Source organism: Bacteroides sp. MSSM.1001136sp1_RTP21357st2_D2_RTP21359_211015 (assembly GCF_040913205.1).
GTDB lineage: Bacteria > Bacteroidota > Bacteroidia > Bacteroidales > Bacteroidaceae > Bacteroides > Bacteroides ovatus.
This window is the reverse complement of record NZ_JBDFVF010000024.1, coordinates 41,431-67,411: the sequence shown is the minus strand read 5'-3', so window position 1 is coordinate 67,411 and position 25,981 is coordinate 41,431. Positions and strand designations below refer to the sequence as shown.

Genomic DNA, 25,981 nt, shown 5'->3' with positions numbered 1-25,981 from the left:
TCCTTACCTATTATGATAGCAAAAGCCAGTACCATTCCACATGGTGCAAATGCCATAAGATATTCCGTCAATAAAGACAGAGCGGATATAGTCAAAGCCAACCTGTTGCCCGATGATATTTCACCGGAAGCGATGTACGGTCGGATGATGCTCGTGCAGAAGATGTTTACCGAGAAAATCAACAAGGGCAGACCTCTTGGCAGAAACGTGATAAGAATTGAAATTTCCCCGTCCGAAAAAGAGAGCCGAAACTGGACAATGGATGACTGGGCTCGTTTGGCAGATGAGTTCATCCGGGTATTCGATTCCATAGACCTTTCCCAAAAGACCAAACGGGCTTCCTCAAAACAAACCAATCTCAAAGGTTCGCAGTACATAGCCGCCCTGCATCGTGATTCTAAAAGTGGCATTCTACACCTGCACATTGATGCCAACCGTGTGGATATGAATGGGAAAATAAATGATAGCCATAAGATTGGTGAGAGGGCAGTCATGGCTGCGAATATCATCAACGAGAGACGTGGCTGGGTGCAGTCTGAAGAAATAGGTATACGGCACAAGCAGGAAATCTCAAACTGTTGTATGGAGATACTTCGTACAATGGACAAATTCAGTTGGCGACAATATGAAATGGAACTGACAAAACGAGGTTACAAAGTACACATACAAGAAAATGATAAGGGAAAAGTTTATGGTTATTCCATCAAACGGGGTAACTCAAATTATAAATCATCCGTGTTGGGTATCGGGAGAAATCTGACTCCATCAAAGATAGAGGCTACTTGGGCAAAACTGCATCAGCAGGAAAGGAAATCCGAGCCAACAAAATCTATTCCTCAACAAACACGGACAGCAGATTTGACTCCTATTTTACTGCCTGTTATAAAGCATTACGATATTGCGACAGACGAATATCACAGCTACCATGTAGAGATACCCGAAGCCGCTGACAATATCATCCGGCAAGATTGTTCTTTGAAGGAAGCTCATCCGTTAGCTAAGATTAAAGAGATACAACACACGGCTCTTTTACTCTTTGCAGGATATATGGATGCTGCTACCAGTATAGCTGTTTCAAGTGGCGGTGGCGGTTCTGACACTGGAGGTTGGGGAAAAGACAAGGACGAGGATGAACTTGAATGGGCACGCCGTTGCGCACGAATGGCAAACAGCATGTGCAAACGCAGGAAAGGGCTGCACAGATAATTCACTTTTTATAAATACAAGAACATGGGTATAGGAAAATCAAGAGGCACATCGCCTATAAATGTCAATGACATGCTGGAGAAGGTTGAAATGAACCAACAAATTGAGTCAGAAAAGCAAGAAATTGATAAACTTCTCGTAGAAATCAGAGAGGCAAAAGAAACGCTGATAAAGTTCAATGAGGATTTGGAGAAAGCTATCGCTGCCGAATGTCACATTGAGGGTGCGCTCAAAGCGGCAGTTGGCAGTTGCGATAATATTGTCAATGGCATCTGCAATGCCATTGTGAAAGCTGAACGAGACACGAAATTCAAAACAACAATTACCCCTGACCAACTTGCAAAGCTTAAGCAACTGATAGACCATTCTGTAGAAAGTTGGATTTCGGTATTGGCAAATCACCGTGCCGAACAATCGAAACTTATTACTGAACATGAATCCAACATGCGTAAAATCCTCAGACGGAATGAAGGCGTTTGGTTCTCGGATTTTTGGATGAGAGGCTTGGTGATATTCTTACTCGTTTATACGTTGGGATTAGGGCTGGTTGTATATTATGTAACATACAACTAACAGGGACGGTGTTCCGCCCCTGTTATAGTCTACTTATTGTGGTTTTTGTGTTTATCGGCAAATTGCCAGCAAATGAAATGTGAGCAAAATCGCACTGATACTCAATAATATACATCCGAATAGTTGCTTTTCGGCAAATTGCCGGCAAATGAAATTATGCCTAAGTTTCTGTATACCGAAATCAAGATATAGGATAAGATGCATGCCAATAAATCAGAATTTAGAAGCGATGGTGAAGCAACTCTACGACTACTGGTTTGTACAGTTTGACTTTCCCAATGAAGAAGGCAAACCCTACAAGTCAAGTGGTGGTGAAATGGTCTGGAATGAGAAACTGAAACGAGAAATACCCAAAAGGTGGAAAGATATTACACTTAATGCCTTTATAGATAAGAATAAAGGTGGAGATTGGGGATATGATACGTCTAAAGATGGAACAATCAAAGTAGGCTGTGTGCGTGGAGCTGATATTATTAAGCTAAATGATGTGCCCACAAGACATATTACATCGAAACACTCTGACCGACTTTTAGAAGATGGTGACATTGTGATTGAAATTTCTGGAGGAAGCCCAGTCCAAGCGACAGGTAGAGTAGCTTTGATAACAAAAGGAGTTATAGAAAGAAATGGAGGAGCTCTGGTCTGCTCTAATTTCTGTCAATCATTTAGTATGAAGAAACGAGTGCTTTCAGAGTACTTTTATTATCTATGGCAAAGCCTCTATGATAATGATAATATGTTCAATTTTGAAGGTAAAACCTCTGGTATTAAGAACTTTCAAACAGATGTATTTCTGGCAAATCATTGGTTTGAAGCTCAAGAACAACTAATTGAGAAATTTCATGCTATTGTTTCTCAATATCACTTAATGATTGATAAAAATATAATTGAGAATAATAACTTGACTAAGCAGCGAGACGAACTATTACCACTTTTAATGAACGGTCAAGTGTTGGTAAATTCTGATTTATCGACTCTTTTTAACCCGTTGTGCTGCTAAATTACTATTCATATATACATGGGCATATTCCCACATGACCTTTAATAATTACATTATGAGGTATAGAATTATTCGAAAGAGATTCCTTAGAATCGTTTGTGAATGTTGTGGACATGAGTTCTATGCAGAATCTAGTGTCAATTGCTGTCCTGAATGTGAAAGGCATTGGAACGAAGACTAATTAAAAATGCACAAGAGAGGCTATCAGGTCTCTCTTGCTTATATTCTATATTATAATACATCATTTTTATAGAATTATGAAAGAAAACATCATTCAGGCAATAGTTGCGGAGATGCAGCGTGACTTGGACTGCCGACAAATGGCACGGCTTAAAACTGTGCTTGCATCAGAGTTACATAATGTAGAAATAGTCGAAAAAGAAGATTGTTCCAAACAACAAGCGCAAGAGAATGAGCATCTTCTAAGCTCGTTTATTTCGGCAAAGAAGATAGAGGGGTGCTCAGAGAAGACATTGGCATATTACCGTAATACTATTGAGCGATTATTACTTACGCTTTCAGTAGCGATTTGTCATATAACAACATCAGATATTCGAGCCTATCTATCCGATTATCAGGAAGAGCACCAATCCAGTAAAGTGACCATAGACAACATGAGACGCATCTTCTCCAGCTTCTTTGCATGGTTGGAAGATGAAGATTATATTGCCAAAAGTCCCGTTAGACGTATCCACAAGGTTAAGACAGATTCGCTTGTTAAGGAGGTGCTTTCTGACGAGCAGCTGGAGCAACTGCGGGATAGTTGCACCAACAAACGAGACCTTGCCCTTATAGACATTCTTTCTTCCACGGGCATTCGTGTGGGTGAATTGGTTAAGTTGAATCGTGAAGATATTGACTTCCATGAACGCCAGTGCGTGGTATTTGGCAAGGGCAACAAAGAACGTGTTGTTTACTTCAATGCCCGAACTAAACTACATTTGCAGCAATACCTTGATGAACGCACAGATGACAATCCTGCTTTATTCGTTTCCCTCCACTCACCTCATACTCGCCTAACAATTAGCGGTGTAGAAGTAAGAATCCGGGAATTAGGAAAGTCCCTTTCTATGCCTAAGGTTCATCCGCATAAGTTTCGTCGTACACTTGCAACAATGGCTATTGACAAAGGTATGCCCATTGAACAGGTGCAACGTCTGCTCGGTCATGTGCGTATAGATACTACCTTGCATTATGCCATTGTGAACCAAAACAATGTAAAGTTAGCCCATAAGAAATACTTGGGATAAGTAATCATGCTGGATTCTGCTTGAAAATGTGTAACTTTGCATCCAAAATAGGATGCAAATGGATAAACAGAAACTGGGAGATATTGCCACTGTAGAAATTAGTGGGGTTGACAAGAAAACAAAAGACGGCGAACAAGAAATCCGGCTTTGCAACTTTGTTGATGTCTATTATAACTGGGCTATAACCACAGCTCAGCATGATGGCTTTATGTTTGCGACTGCCCGTCCCAATGAGATTTCCAAGTTCCAATTAAAGAAAGGTCAAGTAGCTTTAACCAAGGATAGTGAGACTCGTGATGACATTGGTGTTCCCACTTATATTGCCGATGATTTTGATGATGTTATCTTGGGGTACCATTGCGCCCTGATTACTCCAAACAAAGATATTTTAGATGGACGTTACCTAAACGCCCTTCTGCATACTGACTATGCAAAGAAATATTTCGCTTGTAATGCTTCTGGAAGCGGACAACGCTATGCGTTATCCGTTGAAGTGCTCAATTCGTTTCCAGTTCCAATGATTCCATTACGTAATCAAGAGCGAATTGGCGAAATATTCTCTGCATTGGACAAGAAAATTGAACTCAACCGTCGGATAAATCAGAATTTAGAGGCTTGATAAATTCTGGTTGTATCCTAAAGGCATCGGCATATACACGCATTTGGTAAAGATTGATGTGTGGGTTCAGTTTCTTACGAACAAACTGAATTATTTTTTCTTTCTCTTGCTCATCTATGTTGACACCAAAATAGATAGACTCAAAGCATTCGCCTTTCAGTGGCATATAGTGGCGTATCTCACGCCAATCCCATATTTCCTTTGTCAGCTTTGCCTGTTGAGGAGTAAATGCTGCATATATTGGACTTGGTTTGGGTATGACTAATCTAACCTCCTGCTCATATTCCCATTCCTTTGCTTTTGTCTGCCATTGATAACTGAATAAATCTTTTGTGGTATGATATGCGTTAGGACGCTCTATTATATCCTGATATTGAACATCAAGAACAAGCGGTTCAAGATATATTGTACCAAACATTGGTGGAACAGATTCCAACACTTTGTCTATGTCAAGTCCAATACAAATACCTTTATGGTTATAACAATAATGGCTCCACATGAGTAATGAATCATTGATTTTTGATAAACTACATAGCCATGTATCATTACGCAAATTGAGTGCATCGTTTTCTTCTTTCTCTATCCACCATTCCTTAGGTATCCATCCTTGAAGTTTAGTATTAGGTACATTTGAGTAGTCAATTAGTTTTGGATGACAATCGAAAGGATCGTTCAGTTGAGACGCATTAGTGAATTGGAGATTCTGGTTACCAATCATGCACTTTGCGCCAACTATATCTAAATATTTGTAGAGTATGCGAGGCATTTTTATTCTATTGTTATTTGTCCATTCATTAAAAGTGGTAAAAGTTCGTCACGCTGCTTGATAAAATTTGATATTTCCTCTTGCAACTTCACTATCTGCTTAAAGATTGGTGATATAAGTTCCTCAAATTTATCCGCAATATCTTTATTATCAGGTATGGCGATTGTGCTTTGTTGTAAATGGTCTTGCGTAATATGTCCCATCGTTGTTTTCCTTGCTTCTGCCATTTTCTTGAATACATCGACATAATCCAAAAGTTGAAAATAGTAGAATGATTTCGGGAAATCATTTGCAGATGTAACCTTAAAGATGTGCTGATTAAGTCCTCCAAGCCCATAAGCCCAGAGCATAACTTCCAGTGATGCCGACCATGAAAATAGCACGTCACCATTATACACCTTTACTGATTCTGGTATATTTGACGTTACCTCTTCAGTGTCAACAGAAATACCATCGTGCATTTCTCGTATCTTGATGACAGGTAATGGCACTTCATCATCCTTTGGTCTGAATTTCTGACAAGCCAAACCATTTGTAAAAACAGCAATTTCAAAGAGGTTCCCACAATGCCAGCCAACAGGAATGTTGCGTTTTAGCTTCTCATTCCACACCATTTCGCCACCGCTCGACTTATACGGTTTACCCTCTTCATTAGGAAAGTCAAACTGCACGAACCAGTAATCGTAGAGCTGCTTTGCCATCGCCTCTAAATTCTGATTTATCGCTCGGTTAAGTTCTATCTTGCGGTCAATGGAGCGCAATAACTTACCGATGCGTTTTTGCTCAGATAATTCGGGAATCCACACTGTGCAATCCTTGATTTTATCAGGTGAAGTGTGACGAATTTTAGTCTGTTGGGCAGCAGCACTTAGCTGTTGCTTAACGAGGGCGGAGGATATGAGATAAAATGCGAAATCCTTATCTAACAAGTCTTCCTTGCAGATAATCTTTGCTACATCTTGACTTTGTATGTATTTGCCGCTTTCAGGAATAATGGCAGTAGAACCAAGCAAGCCTATTGCCTGTTCTGTCAAAGGGGTAATAATATCTCCCTCTTCCATTAGAAACTCAGATTTGAAGTCTCCGACATAATAAAGATTGTCCTTGGACTTGTTCTCCTTAAAACAGTTGTTCTGATAGTCGAAATTGCCACAAGTCAGACGGATATATTCACCCTCAGTGGCGTAATACTCGCCACTGAGACTTGCACCTCTTGTAACATCAAGGATTTCTCCCAATTTATATTTCGTCAAAATCATAATAATCTATTTTGATTTTTTAGATATGATTTGGCTTCATGTTCAAAGCAATTCAAAAAGTATTCTTGTCCATTTTTTACATCTTCTTTATGCTCTGTAGTCCAATATGGATTTTCTTCAACTTCTTTTTTCATCTTAGCTTTTAGCCATTCTACACCATCGTGCAAGTCTTTTTCGGATATAGAGTAATGATTGCCTAACATTTCATTTATCGCAAATGCAGACAACTGAAAACCACCATTCACATTCAATCCCATAGTGGTCATATATTCGGTTATTTTATCATAATCTATCATATTTTTCTTTCAACTTTTATCTTTATTGCCCAATTTTGCTTCTATCTCTTCAATCGTTGGTATTGTTCCATCCACCTTTTTAGGATAGAGTTTAGATAACTCATATTCAGATATTCCTAAAGGAAGATTACTTCCCTCCAATGCGTATTGCGCAAGTAATGAATCCTTTTGACGACAGATGAGTAAACCGATTGTAGGATTATCTCTTCCCTCTTTCTTGAGGATATGATTGCATGCAACCACATAACCACTTAACTGACCCAAGTCTTGAAAATCAAACTCACCAATCTTAACCTCAATTACCACATAGCATGATAAATTTATGTTGTAGAAAAGCAAGTCAATAAATTTTTCCTTTTGTCCTATCTGAAGTCGGTATTCTTTGCCAACGTATGCAAATCCCGTACCGAGTTCCAGCAGGAATTGGGATATGTTGGCGAGCAATGCATCTTTGAGAATTTGCTCATTGTAGGGTTTCGTTATTCCTGTAAAGGCAAAATTGTAAGGGTCTTTCGTCAGTTCTTGTGCGAGGTCGCTTGCCTCGTCTGGCAATGTACGTGTGAAGTTTGTCAGGGCCTTGCCCTCTCGTTCATATAGTCCTGAGTCCATAAAGTTGAGAAGCACATCACGACTCCACCCCTCTTTCATTGTCTTTTTTACATAAAAGAAAGCCTTTTCTGGTTCAGTTCCATATCTGTCAATCAAATAACGATGGTGTCCCCAAGGTATTGAAAAAAGCATCTCTTTCAATTGTCCCACAGGCTGTGGGACAACTTCAGAAGAGTCTTCCGCAGATTGTGGCCCATTTTCATCCTCTAATTGTCCCACAGTTTGTGGGACAACCTTTAGGTGTTGAGAATAAAGCAAATAGAATTTTTTTGCATAATAGATGTTAGTACGAGAAAGCCCCGTTGAATTCGGATTCTTGAGTTGTAAATCCACAGAGAGATTCTTAATGACACTCTGTCCCCAACGCTCTTCAACGTGCATTTCTTCTATGTCTCGACCAAGTTCCCAATAATACTTGAGCAATTCTCGGTTTACTCTTACGGCGGCTTTGATTTGACTTTGCCGATAACGCACACTAAGATTTTCTACCCACTGGGTATAGTCCTTGTCTATGATGGTCAATCCTTTACTCATTGTCGCCTACATTTACGTTGAATTGCAAAGCATTCAACTGTTTCATGATTTCTTCTTCCAACCGATGGCTTTCTGCAAATTGTTCGGAAAGGGTTTGCTTATAGTTAGCCATACGTTGGTTAAATTCCTCCTCGGTAATATCTACATAATCAATCTTGATGTCGAAATATTGTCCGGCTGAGAGCGAATATCCTTTTTCCTTAATCTCATCGTAGGTAACGGCTACAGAAAAATCATCTACGGCCTCCTTGCGTTGGAATGTGCCGACAATCTTTTCTATCTCCTCATCGTTTAGACGTACTTTCTTCAATCCGTTGGCATCCTTGTATTCCTCACCCAATTTGCTGGCATCAATCAGAATTACCTTATCTGTGGTTGCCGACTTGTCGAAGAATAACACACTTACATTCGTACCCGTATTGGCAAATACATTGCTTGGCATGGAAACACAGCCATATACAATCTTATCATCTACTATTTTATGAAGTATCTTGTTCTCAATACCACTTTTAGCTGTGATAAATCCGGTTGGGATAACAATCGCACCCTTGCCTGTCTTTTTCAGCGAGTTGATAACATGCTGGATAAAGCAAGTATAGATTGCCATTGATTCTTTTTTCTTAGCAGGCACATTAGGCACTCCTGCCCAGAAACGTGCAGGCATGGCAGCTATCTTTTCTCTTGTATCTGAGAAATCCATCTTGAAGGGCGGATTGCTGACAACAAAGTCGAATTGGCGCAGTTGCTGTCCGCCATCGCTCTTATGATAAGGATTAACAAGGGTATCACCTTGAATAGCATTGTCAAGTGAAGAGACAAGCCCATTAAGCAGCAGATTCAGCTTCAGCATCTTGTTGCTTCGTTGAGAAATATCTTGCGAGAAGATGGTACAACGGTCTTCACCAATCTGGTGACTAAGTGCCATAAGAAGGGTTCCTGTTCCTGCTGATGGATCATAACATTCCATACTATGAAGGTCAGCATTGTCACCCACCAAAAGACGGGCCATAATCGTGGCAATAGCATGAGGAGTATAGTATTCCGCGTACTTACCACCTCCGGCTGTATTGTAGTCCTTTATCAGGTACTCAAATATACTGGAGAAGAAATCGTAGTTTTGAGCAAATGCCTCTTCAAAAGAGAAGTTCACAAGCTTGTCCACCAAAGCACGAGCGAATGGCGCACGTTGTGCCGTGTCAGTCACAAACGGTGTTAAAGCCTCAAACAAAGGAATCTTTGTGTTGGCAGTTGTTTGCGTAGAGAAAATATCCGCATTTTGCTCCGCAATGTCTGTCATCGTGGAATCAAAGATTGTATCGAAATCCCCTTTACTTTGCTGGTTCCAAAGGTTAGCTATCAGGTGATAAGGCTCAAGCATAGGAACATCGGGCGAAATGGCACTTTGGATAAGCATACGCTCATCATCCGAAAGGTTCTCGTATGCCGTTTCCCATTTCACATCCCCTATCAGTTTCTTGGCAATATCGCTTTTGGTGTTTTTCAACTCATAGCCAAACTTGTCGTTCAAGAATTTATAGAGAAACACCTGAGTGATTATCTTATATTCGTTGCCATCGTTGCCCATACCGTAAGACTGGCATGTCGCTTTCAGTCCGTCAATGAGCTTTAATGTTTTTTCTTTTATATCTGACATAATTCCTTCTTTTTAAGCCATGCCGTATGTGGCATTGTATTGGTTGATATATTGTTGTGAAATTCGTTGCTGGATGAACTTATAATCGTCCATTTCCGGCCTTATTTGTGGAAAATGATACAAGCACCCATTGATAAGAGCCATTACCGTGCGCCCGAAGTATGCATCTTTTTTCAAAATATCGTTACGGTCATATACTTTGGCATCCACATCCTCTTTGATAATATTGAGAATGGCTACAATCTCATCATCAAGGAATGAGAACATCGGCTTCTGCCCTTTCTCTTCTCTTTGTTTGTTGACCTCACGGATGCGCTTGTGTACTCGGGCAAACTTCTCATCCCCTTTATATTTCTTTACCAAAGCATTATTTCGTTTTTGCAAGTCCTGCAAACGGGTTATGATTTCATCCAAAGCCTGAGTCTCTTCGTTGAACTTGGCTATGCTGTCAATCACAAAGCCATGCTCCTTGAAGCGTTCCATAAAAGCATCACGCAGCGACATAAATTCAGGATCGTCTTGGTCGAAGTTCTGGGTAAACGAGGCAATGGTGCGTTGCCATTTCTCTTTCAGCTCCGCTCCACCCGAAATAAGGCGCATTTCTTCCTGTCCAATCTTAGAGAAGGTGAACTCTATATCCATCATCGCCTCATTGATTAGTGTCTTTGTTTCATCACCGATGCTAAAAGCTTCCTTTTGGTTGATGATGCCAATACGCCTTTGTACTTCGGAAAGCAACTGAGGCAACTTCGTGATTTCAAGTTTAGCGAATTGTTCCTTCATGTCCTCATCGCCGAAAGTACGCACGAGGTTTGCCATATTTTTCGCAGATTCCAAAGCCTGTTTTAGGTCAAGCAGAACAGCCTTGTCTTCTTCCGTGGAAATCTCCGAAGAAAACTCTTCCGCATTATCGTAGGAATAATCGAAGAGGGTCTGGCGTACTTTTTTCATTTGTGCCACAATCTCGTCCTTGTCCTCAATCACTTGAGTGAAAGTGTCTGTGGCATTGCCGTCACCAGTCTCTTCCACATCGTTAAAACGATTCAACTCTTGCAGATAAGCCTCGTTTGTTTCTTTGAAGTTACGTTTAATGTCGGCAAAGTCAATGACAAATCCGTAACGCATTCCCGGATATGGACGATTTACACGGGTAATAGCTTGAAGTAGATTATGGTCTTTCAGCTTACGACCGAAATACAAACGCTTCAAACGAGGTGCATCAAAACCAGTCAATAGCATGTTGAAGACAATAAGAATATCTACGGTCATATTCTTTTTGAAATCCTTGACTGTCTGTTTTCTCGTTTCCTTGTCGTCTGTGTCGTGGAGAATGATTCCGGCTTTCAGTGGTCTATACTTTGATTTGTAATCCACTTCGGGTTCACCTACCACAAACGTCCCGTCAGGGAGCTTAATCTTGATAGGCTTTGGTTGGTATTTCTGCCACTCCTCTTGGAATACATCATAAAGCCGTCTTGCTTGTTCACTGGTTTCGCAGATGACCATACCGCCTAATGTATCGTCTCCTTGTATCTTACGGAACTCTTTCAAGTCCTGCATGATATAGTGAGCCAGCTCGTTCACATAGCTGGGGTGCTCTATGATTTCCGATTTGCGGATGTCTTTCTTTTGCACCAATGTGTCCAGCTTGTCGTACACGTCCGAAAGTCGCTCTTTGTAGGATGTTTCTATATCCTCACGAATGATTTTCAGCGTATAACCGTCTGCAATGGACTTGTCATAATAATAGGTATGCAGGTAAGTGCCGAAGACCTTGCAACTTGCACGTTCCTCTTTTAACAGCGGAGTACCCGTGAGAGCTATCTTTATCGAATCAGTGTCCGCATCAAAAAGGTTGGCAAGAAAACATCCACCGGGTTTATAGCCACGGTGTGCTTCATCGAGAATGAAGATACGTTGCAGATTTGTAGCATAGTCATTGATGCGTACTTTTTCCTTATCCTCTGCAAAGCGTTGTATATTCACGACTGTAATTTCAGCTTGGCCGCTTGTTCCTTGTAGTGCTTGGTTGCTGCGGAACTGCTCCATCAGTTCCGCCCTTGTGTTAGCAGTTGAAACCACCAGTCCACGGGCTTCAAATTCCTGTGTGGCTTGCTCCAATAAATCAAGGCGGTCAACAATGAAATAGAATTTGGCGACCTTGTTCTGCTTAGAATAGAAGTCATTGAGAATATAGGTCAGATAATAAGACAAAGCTGTCTTTCCACTACCTTGTGTATGCCAAACAACTCCTGATTTTATTCCCTCGGCAAGTTTCTTACGAATAGCCAATGATGCAAACAATTGCTGGTAACGCATGATATGCTTTTGGTCGGTAGATTCAATCTTGCCGTCCACCTCTCGCTCCATGCGGACGTAAGCGATACCATATCTAATGATATACAATAAGCGTTCTGGCGAACACATGGAAGTCAATATACGGTTGGTGGGCGTATTGAAATCGAGGTTCGTTTGATATTCGGGACTGGTATGGATTACCTGACAGTTGTAATCAGACAGTATTTTCTTTTCCGCTACCCTGTCAATCTCCTTATATGGATAATCATGATGGTATGGAGCAATTTTCTGGCCGCTTGGGTTTTCCTCACGAAAGCAATTGAATGGAGAATAAGTGCGTGCGCCTGTACAATAGAAAGCCCCTTGTATGGGTACGATACCACCCAACGCATCGTATTCCATATTATTACTGAAAATCATCAGTTGGGTTATATTGATGAAGCGACGGAACTTCTTATTCGGGAAACGCTCTTTGTTCATCCGTGCGCTTTCTGCCAGCATACCACCATGATTATTTGGTTTCTTTACTTCTACGAAGCAAAGCGGCAGTCCGTTTACAAACAGGGTGATGTCTGGCCGGAACTCATCCTGACCATTCTTGCAAGTAAACTCAGCTGTAAAATGGAAAGTATTGTTTTCGATATTGTCAAAGTCAATCAGTTTTACAGGAGATACGACTTTAAGGCGGTTGTAAAAGCCACGTCCAAGGTCATCATCGTTCAGTTCTTTGCGGATGTCTTTCAGCACTTGCATCCATTCACCCTCATGACCAGGGTTCAGTTTTTTGAACTGTTGCTCAAAAACAGGTAAAAGAATATTCGTGTCACCGTCATAGACTGTGCCGTTCTTATCTTCACTCAGCTTACCAAAGTAAGTATATCCTATTCGGGTAAGATGAACCATTGCAGGCATCTGTACCCGAGTCGCTTCAGAAAACTGCTTCATGCCTTTTGAGACAATATATATGATTTATACTCGCGAACTATCAATTCTTTAATATCTACTTCCAACAAATCTGCAATCCTTAGCAAACTGGTTATATCTGGCTGCGATGTGTTTGTACACCATTTTGACACAGTTGATGGATTAACCCCCATTTGTTCTGAAAGCCATTTGCTGGTACGTTTTTTCTCTACTAAAACGAGTTTAATTCTGTTTACGTCTTCCATTATTGCATCTTTTGATTGCAAAAATAATGATTATTTTTCATTTTCGTTATTGTTTGGAAATAAATTTATTAACTTTACACTCGAATATTTAAATCAGATAGGCTATATGAATATTATATTTACTGCCAAAACAATTATTGATGGAAACTTTGCACTGAAAGAGCCAGTACAGATATTATATTGTTTACATAAAATTAGTTTATATCTTGAGGGCGGAATGTACATGTTATCTGTTTCCAAAGAGATTAGTATTGAGCATTCAGATTTAGTCGAATTGTCTAAAAATGGAGAAAACAAATCATTTACCATGAATGTGGACAAATACCTTGACAGTAGGATGCTTGATATATTTCGTAATATAGAAGTTTATGGTGGATTTCAACATGGCATAATGAAAGTCTATTATAATGAATACTTAGACTTATCATGGACAGACAAGGCTAAAAACGAGTTATTGTTTTCTATGAGAAAATCATTAAACAAACAGAAAAAGATATTAATTACTAGTGACAATTTCTCTAAACTAATGCTTGATAAAACATTTATACCAGAAGCCAAAGTTCCATATAATTTCTTTCGAGAAGCTAATAGCTATCTAGACAAACTAGATTATATTTCTGCTTATATTCATTTTTACATGATTTTAGAATATTGTTTTGCAAAGGGTAAATTTTCTGGAGAGCAAAAACAGAATTTTAAGAAATCTAACATGCTTAAATATGCTGTATTATCGACAATAAGCATGATTAAAGAGCGGAACTATGATTTGTATTTAGAGATTAAACAGGAATGCACCGATAAACACAAAGAACTGAATTTTGATTCTCTTATTGACATAATGTATTGTTATCGCGGAGAATTGTCACACGCAACGAAAAGAGCTGTTTATGAAGAAAAGCAAGAATTGGTAAAACCAATAACACTCTTCATTTCATCTGTTTGCTTTTCTGTTTGTGGCAACATAAAAGTATATTGTGATAAATTTGTTTCGGAAGATACACGAAAACGCAGAGTGAATGATCACATTCAAGAATTAGAAAAGCGACTTGGACTTGAATAACATCAAATTCTACCCAATAACAAATAAAATATCACAGAGATTAACTAATATTCTATTTGTAATAATGTGAAACTCAAACCTTTTGTTTTCGCATTGTTTTCGCAAAACGAAAATCAGCGATTTACGCACAAACGTAAGTCGCTGATTTCTAAAGTGGACCAGCCTGGGCTTGAACCAGGGACCTCCAGATTATGAGTCTGTTGCTCTAACCAACTGAGCTACAAGTCCGATGTATCCTTTGTTGGATGCGGTGACAAAAGTAGTATTTTCCCTCGAATTATGCAAATCCTTTTGATAAAAAACTACGATACTTTATTTTTAGAACTTATATTTGCGCTTCGGGTTCTTGGGGAACCATCCTTTTTGTACCCGTTCTTCCTGTTCGAAGACCTCTTTAATCGTCCAGAAGGAAGAAAATGCAAACACGCCAAGCAAAGAAGATAAAATCACATTATCGATGCTTAATGAGGCGACCACACCGGCTATGCCGAGTACCAGGAATATCCACCAGCATTTTGTACCCCAATAGTATTCGGCCTTTACCACGACGGGGTGAAAAAGGCCGATAATCAAAAAGGTACATATTCCGATGAATAACCCCGCAAGGTGATATTCATTTAGAAATTCCATCACAATTATTTTTCAACGCGGATGGGGATTTCTTTCTTGATACTCTGTTCCAGAGAAATCAATGTCTCGGTAGCTACCACACCCGGTATTTCTTGCATTTTGTTATTCAGCAAATCCATCAGATGTTCGTTGTCGCATGCATAAAGCTTTGTCAGCATTGTGTACGGACCTGTAGTGAAATGACATTCCACAATTTCGGGAATCTTTTGTAGTTCCGCTACGACAGATTTGTACATGGAGCCTTTTTCCAGTTTGATACCCACGTAGGTACAAGTTCTGTATCCCAATGATTTCGGGTTCACATGGTAACCAGAGCCTACAATGACACCTAGGTCAATCAGTCTTTGCACACGCTGATGGATAGCTGCGCGTGACACTCCACATTCGGCTGCTACGTCTTTAAAAGGGATGCGGGCATTCTGGGAGATAATCTCTAGGATCTGCCTGTCGAGGTTGTCTATTCTTTCCATAATAATAAATTGTAATTTCCTGTTGTTATCAAATAGTAAGCAAATATAGAGATTTATTTTAATTATTCTTCTTTTCGGAGAAAAAAAATAGGAAAAAGCAAAAAAAAGAGGCACAAACGTTTTGCACCTCTTTCCTTTTTCTATTTAGAAAAGAACTTTCTTATTTCTTATCTTTTTCGATGCCCAACAGTTCAACTTCGAAAATCAAAGTAGAGAACGGTTTGATTTGGTTGCCAGATTCTCTTGCACCGTAAGCAAGTTCTTGCGGGATATAAAGTTCCCATTTAGAACCTACAGGCATCATAGTCAATGCTTCTGTCCAACCTTTGATTACTTGGTTAGCACGGAAAGTAGACGGTTCGTTACGTTTGTAAGAGCTGTCGAATTCTGTTCCGTCGATCAAAGTACCTTTGTAGTTCACTTTCACTTTGCAAGTGTCAGCAGGAATTTCACCTTTACCTTCAGTGATTACTTTGTATTGCAGACCGCTTGCAGTTGTTTTTACGCCGTCTTTAGTCTTGTTTTCAGCAAGGAATTTTTCGTTTTCAGCTTTATAGTCAGCATATTTTTCTTCCAAAGCTTTTGCTTTGATAGTTTCCATAGCTGTACGAGTATATTCTTGAGCTGCTTCCATAGTCATTACGCCGCCTTTTTCCAAAGTACCTGCGATGAAACCTGCCATGAAGTTTTCTTTGCTGATAGTTTTAGTAGAGTCTGTACCAAACAATTCTTGGTTGATACCTTTCATCATCTGGTTGCTGATTTGCTGACCGATTTGCAGACCTGCCATGTAAGCGATGTCTTTTTTGCTAGTCTTGTTTGCGCCTTCGTTCAAACCTTTGATGAATTCTGCCATGTAAGTAGTATCAACATCCAGACGACCTGTCAGATAGCCTTTCAGACCTTGAGTCTGAGCCATACCGATAGAATACGACAGTGAGTCGATGTCTGTTTTCAGATTTGCTTTAGGAGCTTGAGCTGTACAAGAAGCAAGGCTTGCTGCAGCGGCGATTGCCATAAAAATACTAACTTTTTTCATTTTGCTTTGAAATTTTTTATTTATAATACTTCGAGTAATTCTACTTCAAAAATGAGTGTGCTGTGAGGAGGAATCATTTCTCCGGCACCTCTTGCGCCATAAGCGAGTTCTGACGGAATATACAGTTTCCATTTGGAACCTTCCGGCATCAGCTGCAAAGCTTCCACCCATCCCGGGATTACTTGGTTGACGCCGAATACAGCCGGTTCTCCGCGTTGGATAGAGCTGTCGAACAGTGTACCGTCGATCAATGTACCTTCATAGTGGCATCTTACCTGATCGGTAGCTTTCGGCTTTTTACCTGTACCTTCTTTGATGATTTCATATTGTAGTCCGCTGGGAAGGACAACTACGCCCGGTCCTTTTTTGTTTTCTTCGAGGAATGCCTGTCCCTGCTCAATAGCAACGGCACCCATCTTAGATTCCAATTCTTCGAAATATTTGTTCACTATTTCGCGGGCTTCATTGTGGCTGATAGCCGTCTGATTACCTTCTAATACATCTTTGATTGCTTGTGCGAAATCATCTACCGCAAGGTTTCCGATTCCCATGCTTGATAAGTTTTGACCAATTCCGAGGCCAATAGAGTAACTGAATTTATCCATATAATGTTTTTTGTTGGCGATTGAAATGTATCACCTTCATGGTTTTAGCTTTCAATCAATTGCAAATTTATGAAACGCAAAAGTACGTGTTTTATTTGAATGATTTAGCATTTGCTATTTAAAAATTCTTATATCTGTGAAAGTTAATCGCTTTTCTTTAAAGAATTAGTTTTTTGTTCGTAGGATTTAATCGGCTTATTCTGATTATTTAGGTTTGTTTATGCAGATAATTAATCGTCTGACTATAGTTTACTTTTCGTCTAACTATAGTCAGACGAAAGAATAACTATAGTCAGATGTAAATATAACTATAGTCAGACGAATAAATCTTAGTATGTCTGACACTAACTATCTGTATCTTTCATCTTAAAGTTTCGTATATATCAGGTTAGATTAAGCGTAAGAAAGTCTTCTTTTATTCGATGATTCTGATTACATTTGTGTGGCTATTAAAAAAAGAAGGAGGAATAGTAATGAAAAATCTGGTAGTTTTGACGGGTGCCGGTATGAGTGCCGAGAGTGGGATCAGTACATTTCGGGATGCGGGCGGTTTGTGGGATAAATATCCTGTGGAGCAGGTGGCTACTCCTGAAGGTTATCAGCGGGACCCGGCTCTGGTGATTAATTTCTATAATGAACGCCGGAAACAGTTGTTGGAGGTGAAACCGAACCGTGGACATGAGTTGTTGGCGGAACTGGAGAAAAGTTTCCATGTAACGGTGGTGACACAGAATGTTGATAATCTGCATGAACGCGCCGGAAGTAGCCACATTATTCATCTGCATGGCGAACTGACAAAAGTATGTTCCAGCAGAGATCCATATAATCCTCAATTTATAAAAGAGCTGAAACCGGAAGAATATGAAGTGAAGATGGGAGACAAGGCCGGTGACGGCACTCAATTACGACCTTTCATTGTATGGTTTGGAGAAGCTGTGCCGGAAATTGAAACAGCTATCCGCTATGTGGAGAAAGCGGATATTTTCGTCATTATCGGTACATCGCTTAATGTATATCCTGCGGCGGGGCTGCTTCATTATGTACCGAGAGGAGCAGAGGTGTATCTGATTGATCCGAAACCGGTAGATACGCATACTTCCCGTTCGATACATGTAATTCAGAAGGGAGCTTCTGAAGGAATGGGTGAATTGAAACAATTGTTGGGAGTTTGAGACTTCTTTCCCTCCGTTTTATTCCAGTTCGCTGGCAAAAATATGATTATTCCGGAGTACTTCCGATATTTCGAGTGCAGTGATACCACTGCACTCGATTCTTAATATTTTCTCCCAGTCCTCAAAGTCCACATTCCATTTGTCTATTTGAGGGAACTCTGCCAAAAGTTTTCCTATGCGTTTGATGTCACATCTTTTGGTGATAGAAGTTCGAAAAATCAGAATCTTATTTTCTTTTTCCATATTCTTTAGCGTTTTATTTTAGTGAGCGGAACTCCCGGATCGTCATACTGAAATGCAGCCTGAAATTGCGACTTAACAGCGAAAGGCTGCTAAAGCCGCAAAGGGCGGCAATTTCGGTGGCGGAAAGTTCCTTGTTTTGTTTTAATAATAGGGCTGCTTTTTCAATCCGGGTGCGTTTGATATAATCCGTAGGCGTTTCGCCGGTCAGGATTGTAAATACGCGGTGGAAGTGGAAAGGAGAAAAGCATGCGATACCCGCCATTTTCTGTAATGATAACGGCTGGTCAATGTTTTGATGGATATAGTCGGTCACTTTGTTGATCCGTAACTGATATTCTTCCTTATTTATATCTTTCGTTTCCATATCTTCTGCAAAATAAAGGATAATAAATGCCGGAGAGTTATCCTATCTTGCTAACTTCTCCGGCAGATAGTCAATTATCTTTTTTGTCCTATATAGAATACATAGCCGTAGTATTCCTTATACTTATTATATAGGCTCTCTTCGTGTCGTTGACCGGCGATGAGGTCTGCGGCAGCTTCATTTCCTGCATATTCCTTCAGAAAGGCTTCCTGAACCGGGAATTGGGGAGCATAGAAATGCTCGGTCCAGCAATTTTCCGGTAAGATGAAATGGGCTGTCGGGATATATCCGGCTTTCTCCATTTGTGCTATTTTTCTCGGAATCGTATCGATTTCCGGGTAATTAGCCATCCAGAAGTCGTCTATTTCGGAGGGGCGTTCCGGGGTGAACCAGGATGCTTCCGTTACAGCGATGAATCCGTTCTTTTTCAGGAACTTATTCCATTCATTCATGCCGCGTTCGAATCCTATATTATAGATAGCTCCTTCGGACCAGATCAGATCGAGTTCTTCCTCTTGAAACGGCAAAGCGTCCATAGAACCGACAATGCCTTTTACTCTGTCTTCGCAATGGGCTTCTATTGCATTTCTGTTGAATATTTCGATGAAGTCGGGGAAAAGATCGATGCCTGTAATTTGCCCTTTCGTATAGTTGGCTAATGCCATTGTCTGCCCGCCTGTGCCACAGCCAATATCGGCTATTCTGGCATTGTCAGACAGTTCGTTGGTGAAACTTAAGGCTTTTTGTGTGACTTCAGGGCTTCCCGGACCTTGACGTTTTAGTCCTTTGAAGTAATTACATATCAGTGTAAAATCGAATTCGTGGATTGTTTTTAATTCGTTACTCATTGTTTTTTAATGTTTTAGCAGTACGGTAAATGAAGGCATGTGACGATGCTTGTGACCATTTGACCATACAAATAGTTTAAAATTTAGATATAGAAAATAACTCTGACAAGAATATGTCAGAAAACATAAGGGATAATCTGTAATGAGAGGAAGGCTTACAGATTATTTACAGAACGGAATCCTTATGGAATGAAAATGAGTTAAACATCCAATTTTTCTTTTAGTTTGTGACAAAGATAGGATTTTAGGTGTAAAACTCAATGATAACTTTGATGAAAAAATACTGTAAACCTGCATTTTAGCAAGAATCGTCAAATAGAGACCCGTTTGTCTGTCCGGTTGTATGGATGAGATTGACTGCCCAAATTGATTGAAACTACCTATTTTTGAATTACATTTGCAGGATATTAGATACAAATCTCTCATTTAATGTATAATACCGATGAAAAGCAAATTATTACTCGCATGTACCATTCTGTTTTTCTGTTCCTCTTTTCTGTGCGGACAGAATCAAACATCTAAAGTTGCAAACTCTGCTGAAACGAATAATGGAGCTGTCCGGCATCCGTGGCAAGGAAAAAGAGTGGGATATTTAGGAGACTCTATTACAGATCCCAACTGCTATGGTGACAAAATAAAGAAATACTGGGATTTCCTGCAGGAATGGCTGGGGATTACTCCTTATGTATATGGTATCAGCGGCAGACAATGGAATGATGTGCCCCGTCAGGCCGAGAAACTAAAGCAGGAACACGGTGGAGAAGTGGATGCTATCTTGATTCTGATGGGTACGAATGATTTTAATGACGGTGTGCCTATCGGAGAGTGGTTTACGGAAACAGAAGAACAGGTGATGGCAGCCCGCGGACAGGTCAAAAAGCTGGAAACCCGCAAGAAACGTACGCCTATAATGGATGGAAACACGTATAAAGGACGTATCAACATCGGAATCCACAGGCTGAAACAACTGTTTCCGGATAAGCAGATTGTACTATTAACCCCGTTGCACCGCTCACTGGCGGATTTTGGAGAGAAGAACGTGCAACCGGATGAAAACTATCAGAATAGTTGTGGTGAATATGTGGATGCCTACGTGCAGGCCGTCAAGGAAGCCGGTAATGTGTGGGGAGTGCCCGTAATTGATTTTAATGCGGTAACCGGGCTGAACCCGATGGTGGAAGAGCAACTGATTTACTTCTACGACGCAGGATATGACCGTTTACATCCTAGTACAAAGGGGCAGATACGTATGGCACGTACGCTGATGTACCAGTTGCTTGCGTTGCCTGCAACATTTTAAAGAGAACCAGCTTTACCGGTGAATCACCGCACGGATCACAAACCATATATGATGTGCTACGGTGCCAATCAACCCGTAGTGCTTTGCCATGATGCGAAATCTCTCTTTCAGGGAGGCTTTCTGATTGCGGGTAGTCATTCCTTCATCCAGATAATCGATAATCGTCAGATGGGTATTGTGTAAGGTGCGCGCTTTCTTCATAATACGGATGCACCAGTCGAAATCGGCAGAAAAACGATATTTCAAGTTGTAGGGCTCTACCAGCGTATGACGGGGAAAGAATGCCTGATGGCAGACTAACATACCCTGTTTGAAACTTTTCCAGGTAAGCGTTTCGGGAGCGGACAATCTGCGCATCCGCAGGAAATGCCTGTCCTGGTCTACGATAGCGGTTTCTCCGTAAAGCACATCGGGCAGTTCGCTGCCGTTGATGGTATGCACCATTTGTTGCAGTGTGTCGTCCTCGTGAAAACAGTCGCCCGCGTTCAGGAAACAGAGATAATCACCGCTGGCAAGGGCGATGCCCTTATTCATGGCGTCATACAGTCCTTTGTCGGGTTCGCTGACGACGGTGTGTATGCGTGACCGGTAGCGGTTGATAATAGAGAGGGTTCCATCCTTGGAAGCTCCATCCACGATAATGTATTCTATATGATGATAGGTTTGTGAGATTACACTTTGAATCGTGTCTTCCAATACCTTTTCAGCATTGTATGTCACCGTAATGATAGAGAACTTGGGAGTAGGATGGACACTATGCATATTTCCCCGTTATTTTATTGTAGACATCTGTATATTTCTTTGCAACGATACTCTCCGAATAATTACCCAGAACCTTGCGGCAGGCCTGTGCAGAGAGTTCGTTGTATTCCGGTTCCGTCAATATCCAATGTATGCCGTTGGCAAAATCTTCCGAGGATTTGTATTGTGCCACGTAGCCGTTGTGCAGATGATCGATCATTTCGGGGATACCTCCCACATTAAAACCGACACAAGGCACTCCACAGGCCATTGCTTCCATAATCATATTGGGAAGATTCTCTTCCAGAGACGGGATGGCGAAGAGGTCTACGGCATTGTAGATATTCACTACTTCATGCTCATTTTTGATATAAGGGAGCGGGTATACATGGAAAGGAAGTTGTTCCTGTAACTGCTGCGACTGGTTGCCGAATACGACTACACCCAGTGAGTCTTTCCATTCCGGATGCTTTTCTGCTAACAGTTTGCATGCCCCAATCAGATAGTCGACCCCTTTTCGTTTATCGGTGATCTTTAATGAGCCGAACAAAACTAGTTTCTTACCTTCCGGCAACATGAATTTGGCACGCGCTTCCTTCTTGTTCATGGGTTTGAACAAGTTGGTATTAATAGCGTTCGGAATATTGGTCACGCTTTTCCCTTCAAATAATGCACTGGTCTGGGCTTGTTCCTTCAGCCAATGGCTGCACGTGACGAAATGAATGGGAGCGTAGCTGTATAACTTCTGTTTTTTGCGGAACGTGCGATAGGATAAATCCTTTCGTCCCCCGCCTTTGTAGATGTACGGACAGTCGTGACATTCCTGCTGATAGTTGTTGCACTCCCGTGCGTAATGGCAGATGCCGGTGCATGGCCACATATCGTGCATGGTCCAGACTACGGGTTTGCCGGAGGTCAGTATCTTTCGTATATCGTTCAGTGAGAGCATTCCCTGGTTGATCCAATGCAGATGGATCACGTCGGCCTGGCGGAATTCCGGGAGTGAGGTGATGTCTGTACCTGTGTTGGCGATGTCTACGTCAAACAAATGGTAACGCCGGAAACGGTTGGCACTCCAGATCACAATCCGTTCCCACATGAACTTCCACACTTGCAACCAGTTACTTTTTAAGCGGACAACACTGATTTGGTCGGTCTGTTTGTCACGTACCAGCATTTTGGCTTTGATGCCGTTGTTTTTCAGTGACTCCATCAACCGGCTTGCTGCGATGGCTGCTCCTCCTATTCGTTCAGATGTATTTATAATCAGGACTCTCATGGGCAAAAGTTTATGCAAATGTACGGTTTTTAGAGGAAATGTTTGATATTTCCAGCAAGCTTTCTGCTATTTCGCGTGAAAAGATTTCGAGGTTGAAACGTTCTTCCGCCAGTTTGCGGGCATTCTCTCCCATGCGCCGTGCCTCTTCGGGGTGGTCGGCGATGTAGCGGATAGCGTCTATCCAGCCTTGTACGTCGTTATATTCTACGGTGATGCCTATTCCTTCCTTGTCGATGTCTATTTCGAAGTTGGGGTTGCGCGAACAGATGACGGGGATGCCGAGGGCGAATGCTTCCACGAGCGTGGTCAGTCCTACGGTATAGGGGAAGTCCAGGCAGCAGATCACGATGCAACTTTTGCGTGCCACCAGTTTCCCCAGTTCGTAGGGAATCACTCCGTCGGTATAATGGATGCGAATGGAGTCGGGCAATGCATACGGGTCGATGATCTTTTTATAGTTGATGTTACCGCATGAGACGGCAATGTACAAATCCAGTTTCTCGTTCGTTGCGGCAAATGCCTGGAGCAAGGTGTCTACGTCCCGGTTTTCTTTACCGGTGGAGATAAATCCTTCGGGCTTCCGGTCGGGCATTTCTGCAAGCAGGTGGTCGTAGAAAGGAAGATCCGGTCCCCAATGGATGAGTTTCAGTTTGTGGGACGGTGCTTTCCGGGTTTTCTGCGAGTCCTGAATCAGTTTCCGACTGAACAGGAACATTTGGTCTATACCTTTGTAGAAAAGGCGGGAGATTTGTTCGCGCCACGGTTTGGGATTGGTCACGACTGCCGTATGATGCCAGATCACGATGGGCTTGCGGTACAGTCCCAGTGCACGGAGGAAGATGACGGGCTCTATACCCCGGAAAGAGGTGGCGTAGAGGACGTCGTATTTCTCCTTGCAGAAGAGAATCTCTTTGGTGGCGTAAAGCATGAGTTTCAGACGGCCGGAGAAATATTTGCATTTGTGCATCACGGAGTGTATTCCGTAATTCTCCAGTAAAGGAAGTCCGTATAAGATGTGTCCGGGGAATTTATATTCTTTCCATTCCTCGTAGCTTTCCCGTGTGAGGCGGGTATGGTAAAAATAAATAGTAAGCAACTTATTTAGTGGTGCTTGTTTCTTTTCAGCCATTTGTTGATTCGGTTTTTGACAGCTTTCGTAATGATGGAGAAATTGCCGTATTTCAGGTTGAGGAACAGTTCTTCGAACGAACGTCCGATCTTGATCCACGGATGATCCCAGCCCATGATGCGGTAAACGCTCTCTTTGTAGGCAACGTTTTCGATGACGTAGCGGGGATGTTTCAGTGGAAAATCCACCTCATAGCGCTTCATCGTGAAGATGCGGCGGTAACCTTTGGGCAGGGTATGAATCGAGCCGGCGAAATGGGTGGAATCTGCCGTTGCTCCCAAGTTATTAATCATGTTGCGGGTAGGCACGATGCTTAGCCCGGAGTTGAACAGTATGGAGGCGTGGAAGATCGTTTCATAAAAGGCTTTCTGCTGTTCCCGGTGACGCTGGCACATGTAGATAAAGTCGCTCCGGAATTTGCGTTCCTTGATAAGCTGTTCCAGTTGTTGCATATTGAAGAAGTCGTCCAGGAAGTTGTAGAACTCATCCCATTGGTCGACTACCCGTTTCCAGCTTGCCCATCCCCAGATAGAGAAGGTGGTGGTAAAGAAATAGTCATAGGGCATATCTTGGGTGATTTCTTCGGGGTTAAATCCGGCAATCATGCTGATGCGGGTGTCATATTCGTATTTATCCAGCATCTCCTTGCAGAATTGGAAAAAGGAGACGGCGGGCACATCGTCGTCTTCCAATACGATGCACTTGTCGACTTTCGAAAAGGCCCATTTCTGCGAAATGTACTCCGAAGGGTCGCAGCCGAAATTCTTTTCCTGATAAAGCCGTTCTACTTCACATTCCCAGTCTATCTGTGATACGATTTCACGGCAGGCTTCTATTCCGGGCAGGTCACGTTCGTTTCGTGCTCCGTCCTGATAGAGGAAGAGGCGGGACGGACGCGCTTTCTTCACTTGCTCGAACACTTGCGACAACTGTTGCGGGCGGTTGAAGAACAGGATAAGTACCGGGACGTCTACTAAAGCGGATTTCATATTCATAGTTCTTGTTTTGGGGTTGTACTGAATGACAGGGCGGCAGGATAGTGGTTGTTCACTTTTTCCTGCTCTTCTTCTGTAAATCGATGCAGGGTTGGATAGTTGTAACGCAAAAATCCTTCCAGGTCGTCGGGGGCGGTCACTGTGAGAGGGCCGAATTTCACGGGTTGCAGGTGGCGGATGCTTTCTACGGTTACGTGGTCGGCAGTGGCCATTACGTTGTTATAGTAACGGGTGTTTCGTGAGTTGAAACAGCTTTGAACTGACACCAGCATGCGGTAGATTGCTTTTTTAGAGAAAAGCAGGTCGACTACCCTGTTCAGGAAACAGGAGAAGGCTCCCCGGTTCGTGGGGTTCTCTATTTCACATGTACCGAAGTGTTTCCACATCCATATCTCTTTTCCCATCAGGCAGCATTTGAGGAAGCCGAGTGCTTCGGATTGTATTCTTCGCAGCAGCTTGTTGTCGGGAATTTTGTCGAATGGGAATATATCGACAAAAATGCCCGGATGCATCGGGACATTCTTGAACATTTCTTCTACAAAAAGGGTGTCGTTTTTCTTGACTTTGGCAAAATAATACGGAGTATGAGGGTCTGTCTCTATCCATGAAAGGAAGTAGGAAGGACCCAGTTCCTCGGGAGCTACTTTCAGAAATTTGTTGTAGTTCTCCCGCGTCATGCCTATGTCAATATCATCATCCCAGGGGAGAATCGCTTGGTCGTAGAGTGCACCGATTGCCGTGCCGCCAATCACAAAATAGGGAATGTTGTGCTTCTGACACACCCGGATGGTTTCTCCCAATATGTCGTAGAGTTCGGCATGTAATAAATCAAGCTCTTCGGCTGTATATTTCTTGTTCATCGGAAATGGTTAA

At 41.7% G+C, this 25,981-nt stretch carries 26 protein-coding genes, 1 tRNA gene and 2 pseudogenes; 9 read left to right on the top strand and 20 right to left on the bottom strand.

Annotated features, from left to right (window positions below; genetic code table 11):
• The first annotated feature begins 12 nt into the window (after positions 1 to 12).
• The 6 genes and pseudogenes from AB5217_RS15855 (at position 13) to AB5217_RS15835 (ending at position 4,648) form a co-directional block, all read left to right on the top strand.
• Positions 13 to 1,206 carry a relaxase/mobilization nuclease domain-containing protein gene (locus AB5217_RS15855; RefSeq protein WP_032844352.1) on the top strand — a complete coding sequence of 398 codons (1,194 nt, stop codon included), beginning with the start codon at positions 13 to 15 and terminating at the stop codon, positions 1,204 to 1,206.
• A gap of 24 nt (positions 1,207 to 1,230) precedes the next feature.
• Entirely contained in the window at positions 1,231 to 1,779 is a 549-nt protein-coding gene (locus AB5217_RS15850; RefSeq protein ID WP_032844353.1) for a hypothetical protein, read from the top strand.
• 208 nt (positions 1,780 to 1,987) lie between these two features.
• A pseudogene (locus AB5217_RS24955) lies at positions 1,988 to 2,140 on the top strand (restriction endonuclease subunit S); the annotation flags it as partial.
• A 537-nt stretch (positions 2,141 to 2,677) separates the two neighbouring features.
• Positions 2,678 to 2,779, top strand: a pseudogene (locus AB5217_RS24950) (restriction endonuclease subunit S); the annotation flags it as partial.
• A 257-nt stretch (positions 2,780 to 3,036) separates the two neighbouring features.
• Entirely contained in the window at positions 3,037 to 4,029 is a 993-nt protein-coding gene (xerA, locus tag AB5217_RS15840) for a site-specific tyrosine recombinase/integron integrase (RefSeq protein ID WP_032844354.1), read from the top strand.
• A gap of 58 nt (positions 4,030 to 4,087) precedes the next feature.
• Entirely contained in the window at positions 4,088 to 4,648 is a 561-nt protein-coding gene (locus AB5217_RS15835) for a restriction endonuclease subunit S (RefSeq protein ID WP_234153972.1), read from the top strand.
• On the opposite strand, the gene AB5217_RS15830 is transcribed toward AB5217_RS15835, so the two are convergent.
• From AB5217_RS15830 to AB5217_RS15800, 7 genes are read right to left on the bottom strand one after another with little or no spacing between them, the layout of a single operon-like run.
• Entirely contained in the window at positions 4,614 to 5,414 is an 801-nt protein-coding gene (locus AB5217_RS15830; RefSeq protein ID WP_211480799.1) for a DUF2971 domain-containing protein, read from the bottom strand. The genes AB5217_RS15835 and AB5217_RS15830 overlap by 35 nt on opposite strands.
• Before the next feature lie 2 nt (positions 5,415 to 5,416).
• On the bottom strand, positions 5,417 to 6,673 hold the full coding sequence (locus AB5217_RS15825; protein ID WP_211480800.1) for a restriction endonuclease subunit S: 1,257 nt from the start codon (positions 6,671 to 6,673) through the stop codon (positions 5,417 to 5,419).
• Positions 6,670 to 6,969 carry a hypothetical protein gene (locus AB5217_RS15820; RefSeq protein WP_032844357.1) on the bottom strand — a complete coding sequence of 100 codons (300 nt, stop codon included), beginning with the start codon at positions 6,967 to 6,969 and terminating at the stop codon, positions 6,670 to 6,672. The genes AB5217_RS15825 and AB5217_RS15820 overlap by 4 nt, the downstream gene beginning before the upstream one ends.
• Positions 6,970 to 6,978: 9 nt before the next feature.
• Positions 6,979 to 8,112: a YhcG family protein gene (locus AB5217_RS15815; RefSeq protein ID WP_032844358.1), complete on the bottom strand. Its 1,134-nt coding sequence runs from the start codon at positions 8,110 to 8,112 to the stop codon at positions 6,979 to 6,981.
• Complete coding sequence (locus AB5217_RS15810) at positions 8,105 to 9,766, bottom strand: N-6 DNA methylase (protein WP_004311126.1); 1,662 nt, start codon at positions 9,764 to 9,766, stop codon at positions 8,105 to 8,107. The genes AB5217_RS15815 and AB5217_RS15810 overlap by 8 nt, the downstream gene beginning before the upstream one ends.
• Positions 9,767 to 9,778: 12 nt before the next feature.
• The gene (locus tag AB5217_RS15805) at positions 9,779 to 13,009 is read right to left on the bottom strand and encodes a type I restriction endonuclease subunit R (RefSeq protein WP_032844359.1); all 3,231 of its coding nucleotides are present in this window, start codon (positions 13,007 to 13,009) and stop codon (positions 9,779 to 9,781) included.
• Entirely contained in the window at positions 13,006 to 13,233 is a 228-nt protein-coding gene (locus AB5217_RS15800; protein WP_021980359.1) for a helix-turn-helix transcriptional regulator, read from the bottom strand. The genes AB5217_RS15805 and AB5217_RS15800 overlap by 4 nt, the downstream gene beginning before the upstream one ends.
• 106 nt (positions 13,234 to 13,339) lie before the next feature.
• Here AB5217_RS15800 and AB5217_RS15795 point away from each other — a divergent pair, with 106 nt between their 5' ends.
• The gene (locus AB5217_RS15795) at positions 13,340 to 14,293 is read left to right on the top strand and encodes a hypothetical protein (RefSeq protein ID WP_032856141.1); all 954 of its coding nucleotides are present in this window, start codon (positions 13,340 to 13,342) and stop codon (positions 14,291 to 14,293) included.
• 154 nt (positions 14,294 to 14,447) lie between these two features.
• On the opposite strand, the gene AB5217_RS15790 is transcribed toward AB5217_RS15795, so the two are convergent.
• From AB5217_RS15790 to AB5217_RS15770, 5 genes are all read right to left on the bottom strand, one after another.
• Positions 14,448 to 14,521 (bottom strand) — tRNA-Ile (locus AB5217_RS15790).
• 90 nt (positions 14,522 to 14,611) lie between these two features.
• Entirely contained in the window at positions 14,612 to 14,923 is a 312-nt protein-coding gene (locus tag AB5217_RS15785; protein ID WP_004302581.1) for a DUF4491 family protein, read from the bottom strand.
• Between the two features lie 5 nt (positions 14,924 to 14,928).
• Positions 14,929 to 15,393, bottom strand: a complete 465-nt coding sequence (locus AB5217_RS15780; protein ID WP_004302580.1) for an Lrp/AsnC family transcriptional regulator — start codon at positions 15,391 to 15,393, stop codon at positions 14,929 to 14,931.
• Positions 15,394 to 15,553: 160 nt separating this feature from the next.
• Positions 15,554 to 16,432, bottom strand: a complete 879-nt coding sequence (locus AB5217_RS15775; protein WP_032845924.1) for an FKBP-type peptidyl-prolyl cis-trans isomerase — start codon at positions 16,430 to 16,432, stop codon at positions 15,554 to 15,556.
• A 20-nt stretch (positions 16,433 to 16,452) separates the two neighbouring features.
• Positions 16,453 to 17,037 (bottom strand): FKBP-type peptidyl-prolyl cis-trans isomerase, encoded by a 585-nt coding sequence (locus AB5217_RS15770; protein WP_004296602.1) that lies wholly within the window; start codon positions 17,035 to 17,037, stop codon positions 16,453 to 16,455.
• A gap of 473 nt (positions 17,038 to 17,510) precedes the next feature.
• On the opposite strand from AB5217_RS15770, the gene AB5217_RS15765 reads away from it, so the two are divergent.
• Positions 17,511 to 18,209, top strand: coding sequence for an SIR2 family NAD-dependent protein deacylase (locus tag AB5217_RS15765; protein WP_008023339.1), 699 nt, complete (start codon positions 17,511 to 17,513; stop codon positions 18,207 to 18,209).
• A gap of 18 nt (positions 18,210 to 18,227) precedes the next feature.
• Here the strand turns inward: AB5217_RS15765 and AB5217_RS15760 are convergent, their stop codons facing one another.
• From AB5217_RS15760 to AB5217_RS15750, 3 genes are all read right to left on the bottom strand, one after another.
• A complete protein-coding gene (locus tag AB5217_RS15760; RefSeq protein WP_004296600.1) occupies positions 18,228 to 18,452 on the bottom strand; it encodes a hypothetical protein in 225 nt (74 codons plus the stop codon).
• A gap of 13 nt (positions 18,453 to 18,465) precedes the next feature.
• Positions 18,466 to 18,816 carry a helix-turn-helix domain-containing protein gene (locus AB5217_RS15755; RefSeq protein WP_004296599.1) on the bottom strand — a complete coding sequence of 117 codons (351 nt, stop codon included), beginning with the start codon at positions 18,814 to 18,816 and terminating at the stop codon, positions 18,466 to 18,468.
• A 74-nt stretch (positions 18,817 to 18,890) separates the two neighbouring features.
• Complete coding sequence (locus AB5217_RS15750) at positions 18,891 to 19,664, bottom strand: class I SAM-dependent methyltransferase (RefSeq protein ID WP_008642334.1); 774 nt, start codon at positions 19,662 to 19,664, stop codon at positions 18,891 to 18,893.
• Positions 19,665 to 20,106: 442 nt separating this feature from the next.
• Between AB5217_RS15750 and AB5217_RS15745 the strand changes: the two genes are divergently transcribed.
• Positions 20,107 to 20,964 carry an SGNH/GDSL hydrolase family protein gene (locus AB5217_RS15745; RefSeq protein WP_004296597.1) on the top strand — a complete coding sequence of 286 codons (858 nt, stop codon included), beginning with the start codon at positions 20,107 to 20,109 and terminating at the stop codon, positions 20,962 to 20,964.
• A gap of 12 nt (positions 20,965 to 20,976) precedes the next feature.
• Here the strand turns inward: AB5217_RS15745 and AB5217_RS15740 are convergent, their stop codons facing one another.
• The 5 genes from AB5217_RS15740 to AB5217_RS15720 are packed head-to-tail and all read right to left on the bottom strand — an operon-like array spanning position 20,977 to position 25,968.
• Positions 20,977 to 21,726: a glycosyltransferase family 2 protein gene (locus AB5217_RS15740; RefSeq protein WP_004296596.1), complete on the bottom strand. Its 750-nt coding sequence runs from the start codon at positions 21,724 to 21,726 to the stop codon at positions 20,977 to 20,979.
• Positions 21,719 to 22,984 (bottom strand): glycosyltransferase family 4 protein, encoded by a 1,266-nt coding sequence (locus AB5217_RS15735; protein ID WP_004296595.1) that lies wholly within the window; start codon positions 22,982 to 22,984, stop codon positions 21,719 to 21,721. The genes AB5217_RS15740 and AB5217_RS15735 overlap by 8 nt, the downstream gene beginning before the upstream one ends.
• A 10-nt stretch (positions 22,985 to 22,994) precedes the next feature.
• Positions 22,995 to 24,113: a glycosyltransferase family 4 protein gene (locus tag AB5217_RS15730; protein WP_004296594.1), complete on the bottom strand. Its 1,119-nt coding sequence runs from the start codon at positions 24,111 to 24,113 to the stop codon at positions 22,995 to 22,997.
• Positions 24,086 to 25,108, bottom strand: coding sequence for a hemolysin activation protein (locus tag AB5217_RS15725; RefSeq protein ID WP_185968686.1), 1,023 nt, complete (start codon positions 25,106 to 25,108; stop codon positions 24,086 to 24,088). Before AB5217_RS15725 ends, AB5217_RS15730 begins: the two co-directional genes overlap by 28 nt.
• On the bottom strand, positions 25,105 to 25,968 hold the full coding sequence (locus AB5217_RS15720; RefSeq protein WP_032845727.1) for a phosphorylcholine transferase LicD: 864 nt from the start codon (positions 25,966 to 25,968) through the stop codon (positions 25,105 to 25,107). Before AB5217_RS15720 ends, AB5217_RS15725 begins: the two co-directional genes overlap by 4 nt.
• Positions 25,969 to 25,981 lie beyond the last annotated feature (13 nt).

Bases quoted from the DNA above. Each gene is read 5' to 3' on its own strand.
- AB5217_RS15855 (WP_032844352.1), top strand. From the start codon at position 13: ATGATAGCAAAAGCCAGTACCATTCCACATGGTGCAAATGCCATAAGA.
- AB5217_RS15850 (WP_032844353.1), top strand. From the start codon at position 1,231: ATGGGTATAGGAAAATCAAGAGGCACATCGCCTATAAATGTCAATGAC.
- xerA (WP_032844354.1), top strand. From the start codon at position 3,037: ATGAAAGAAAACATCATTCAGGCAATAGTTGCGGAGATGCAGCGTGAC.
- AB5217_RS15835 (WP_234153972.1), top strand. From the start codon at position 4,088: ATGGATAAACAGAAACTGGGAGATATTGCCACTGTAGAAATTAGTGGG.
- AB5217_RS15830 (WP_211480799.1), bottom strand. From the start codon at position 5,414: ATGCCTCGCATACTCTACAAATATTTAGATATAGTTGGCGCAAAGTGC.
- AB5217_RS15825 (WP_211480800.1), bottom strand. From the start codon at position 6,673: ATGATTTTGACGAAATATAAATTGGGAGAAATCCTTGATGTTACAAGA.
- AB5217_RS15820 (WP_032844357.1), bottom strand. From the start codon at position 6,969: ATGATAGATTATGATAAAATAACCGAATATATGACCACTATGGGATTG.
- AB5217_RS15815 (WP_032844358.1), bottom strand. From the start codon at position 8,112: ATGAGTAAAGGATTGACCATCATAGACAAGGACTATACCCAGTGGGTA.
- AB5217_RS15810 (WP_004311126.1), bottom strand. From the start codon at position 9,766: ATGTCAGATATAAAAGAAAAAACATTAAAGCTCATTGACGGACTGAAA.
- AB5217_RS15805 (WP_032844359.1), bottom strand. From the start codon at position 13,009: ATGAAGCAGTTTTCTGAAGCGACTCGGGTACAGATGCCTGCAATGGTT.
- AB5217_RS15800 (WP_021980359.1), bottom strand. From the start codon at position 13,233: ATGGAAGACGTAAACAGAATTAAACTCGTTTTAGTAGAGAAAAAACGT.
- AB5217_RS15795 (WP_032856141.1), top strand. From the start codon at position 13,340: ATGAATATTATATTTACTGCCAAAACAATTATTGATGGAAACTTTGCA.
- AB5217_RS15785 (WP_004302581.1), bottom strand. From the start codon at position 14,923: ATGGAATTTCTAAATGAATATCACCTTGCGGGGTTATTCATCGGAATA.
- AB5217_RS15780 (WP_004302580.1), bottom strand. From the start codon at position 15,393: ATGGAAAGAATAGACAACCTCGACAGGCAGATCCTAGAGATTATCTCC.
- AB5217_RS15775 (WP_032845924.1), bottom strand. From the start codon at position 16,432: ATGAAAAAAGTTAGTATTTTTATGGCAATCGCCGCTGCAGCAAGCCTT.
- AB5217_RS15770 (WP_004296602.1), bottom strand. From the start codon at position 17,037: ATGGATAAATTCAGTTACTCTATTGGCCTCGGAATTGGTCAAAACTTA.
- AB5217_RS15765 (WP_008023339.1), top strand. From the start codon at position 17,511: ATGAAAAATCTGGTAGTTTTGACGGGTGCCGGTATGAGTGCCGAGAGT.
- AB5217_RS15760 (WP_004296600.1), bottom strand. From the start codon at position 18,452: ATGGAAAAAGAAAATAAGATTCTGATTTTTCGAACTTCTATCACCAAA.
- AB5217_RS15755 (WP_004296599.1), bottom strand. From the start codon at position 18,816: ATGGAAACGAAAGATATAAATAAGGAAGAATATCAGTTACGGATCAAC.
- AB5217_RS15750 (WP_008642334.1), bottom strand. From the start codon at position 19,664: ATGAGTAACGAATTAAAAACAATCCACGAATTCGATTTTACACTGATA.
- AB5217_RS15745 (WP_004296597.1), top strand. From the start codon at position 20,107: ATGAAAAGCAAATTATTACTCGCATGTACCATTCTGTTTTTCTGTTCC.
- AB5217_RS15740 (WP_004296596.1), bottom strand. From the start codon at position 21,726: ATGCATAGTGTCCATCCTACTCCCAAGTTCTCTATCATTACGGTGACA.
- AB5217_RS15735 (WP_004296595.1), bottom strand. From the start codon at position 22,984: ATGAGAGTCCTGATTATAAATACATCTGAACGAATAGGAGGAGCAGCC.
- AB5217_RS15730 (WP_004296594.1), bottom strand. From the start codon at position 24,113: ATGGCTGAAAAGAAACAAGCACCACTAAATAAGTTGCTTACTATTTAT.
- AB5217_RS15725 (WP_185968686.1), bottom strand. From the start codon at position 25,108: ATGAATATGAAATCCGCTTTAGTAGACGTCCCGGTACTTATCCTGTTC.
- AB5217_RS15720 (WP_032845727.1), bottom strand. From the start codon at position 25,968: ATGAACAAGAAATATACAGCCGAAGAGCTTGATTTATTACATGCCGAA.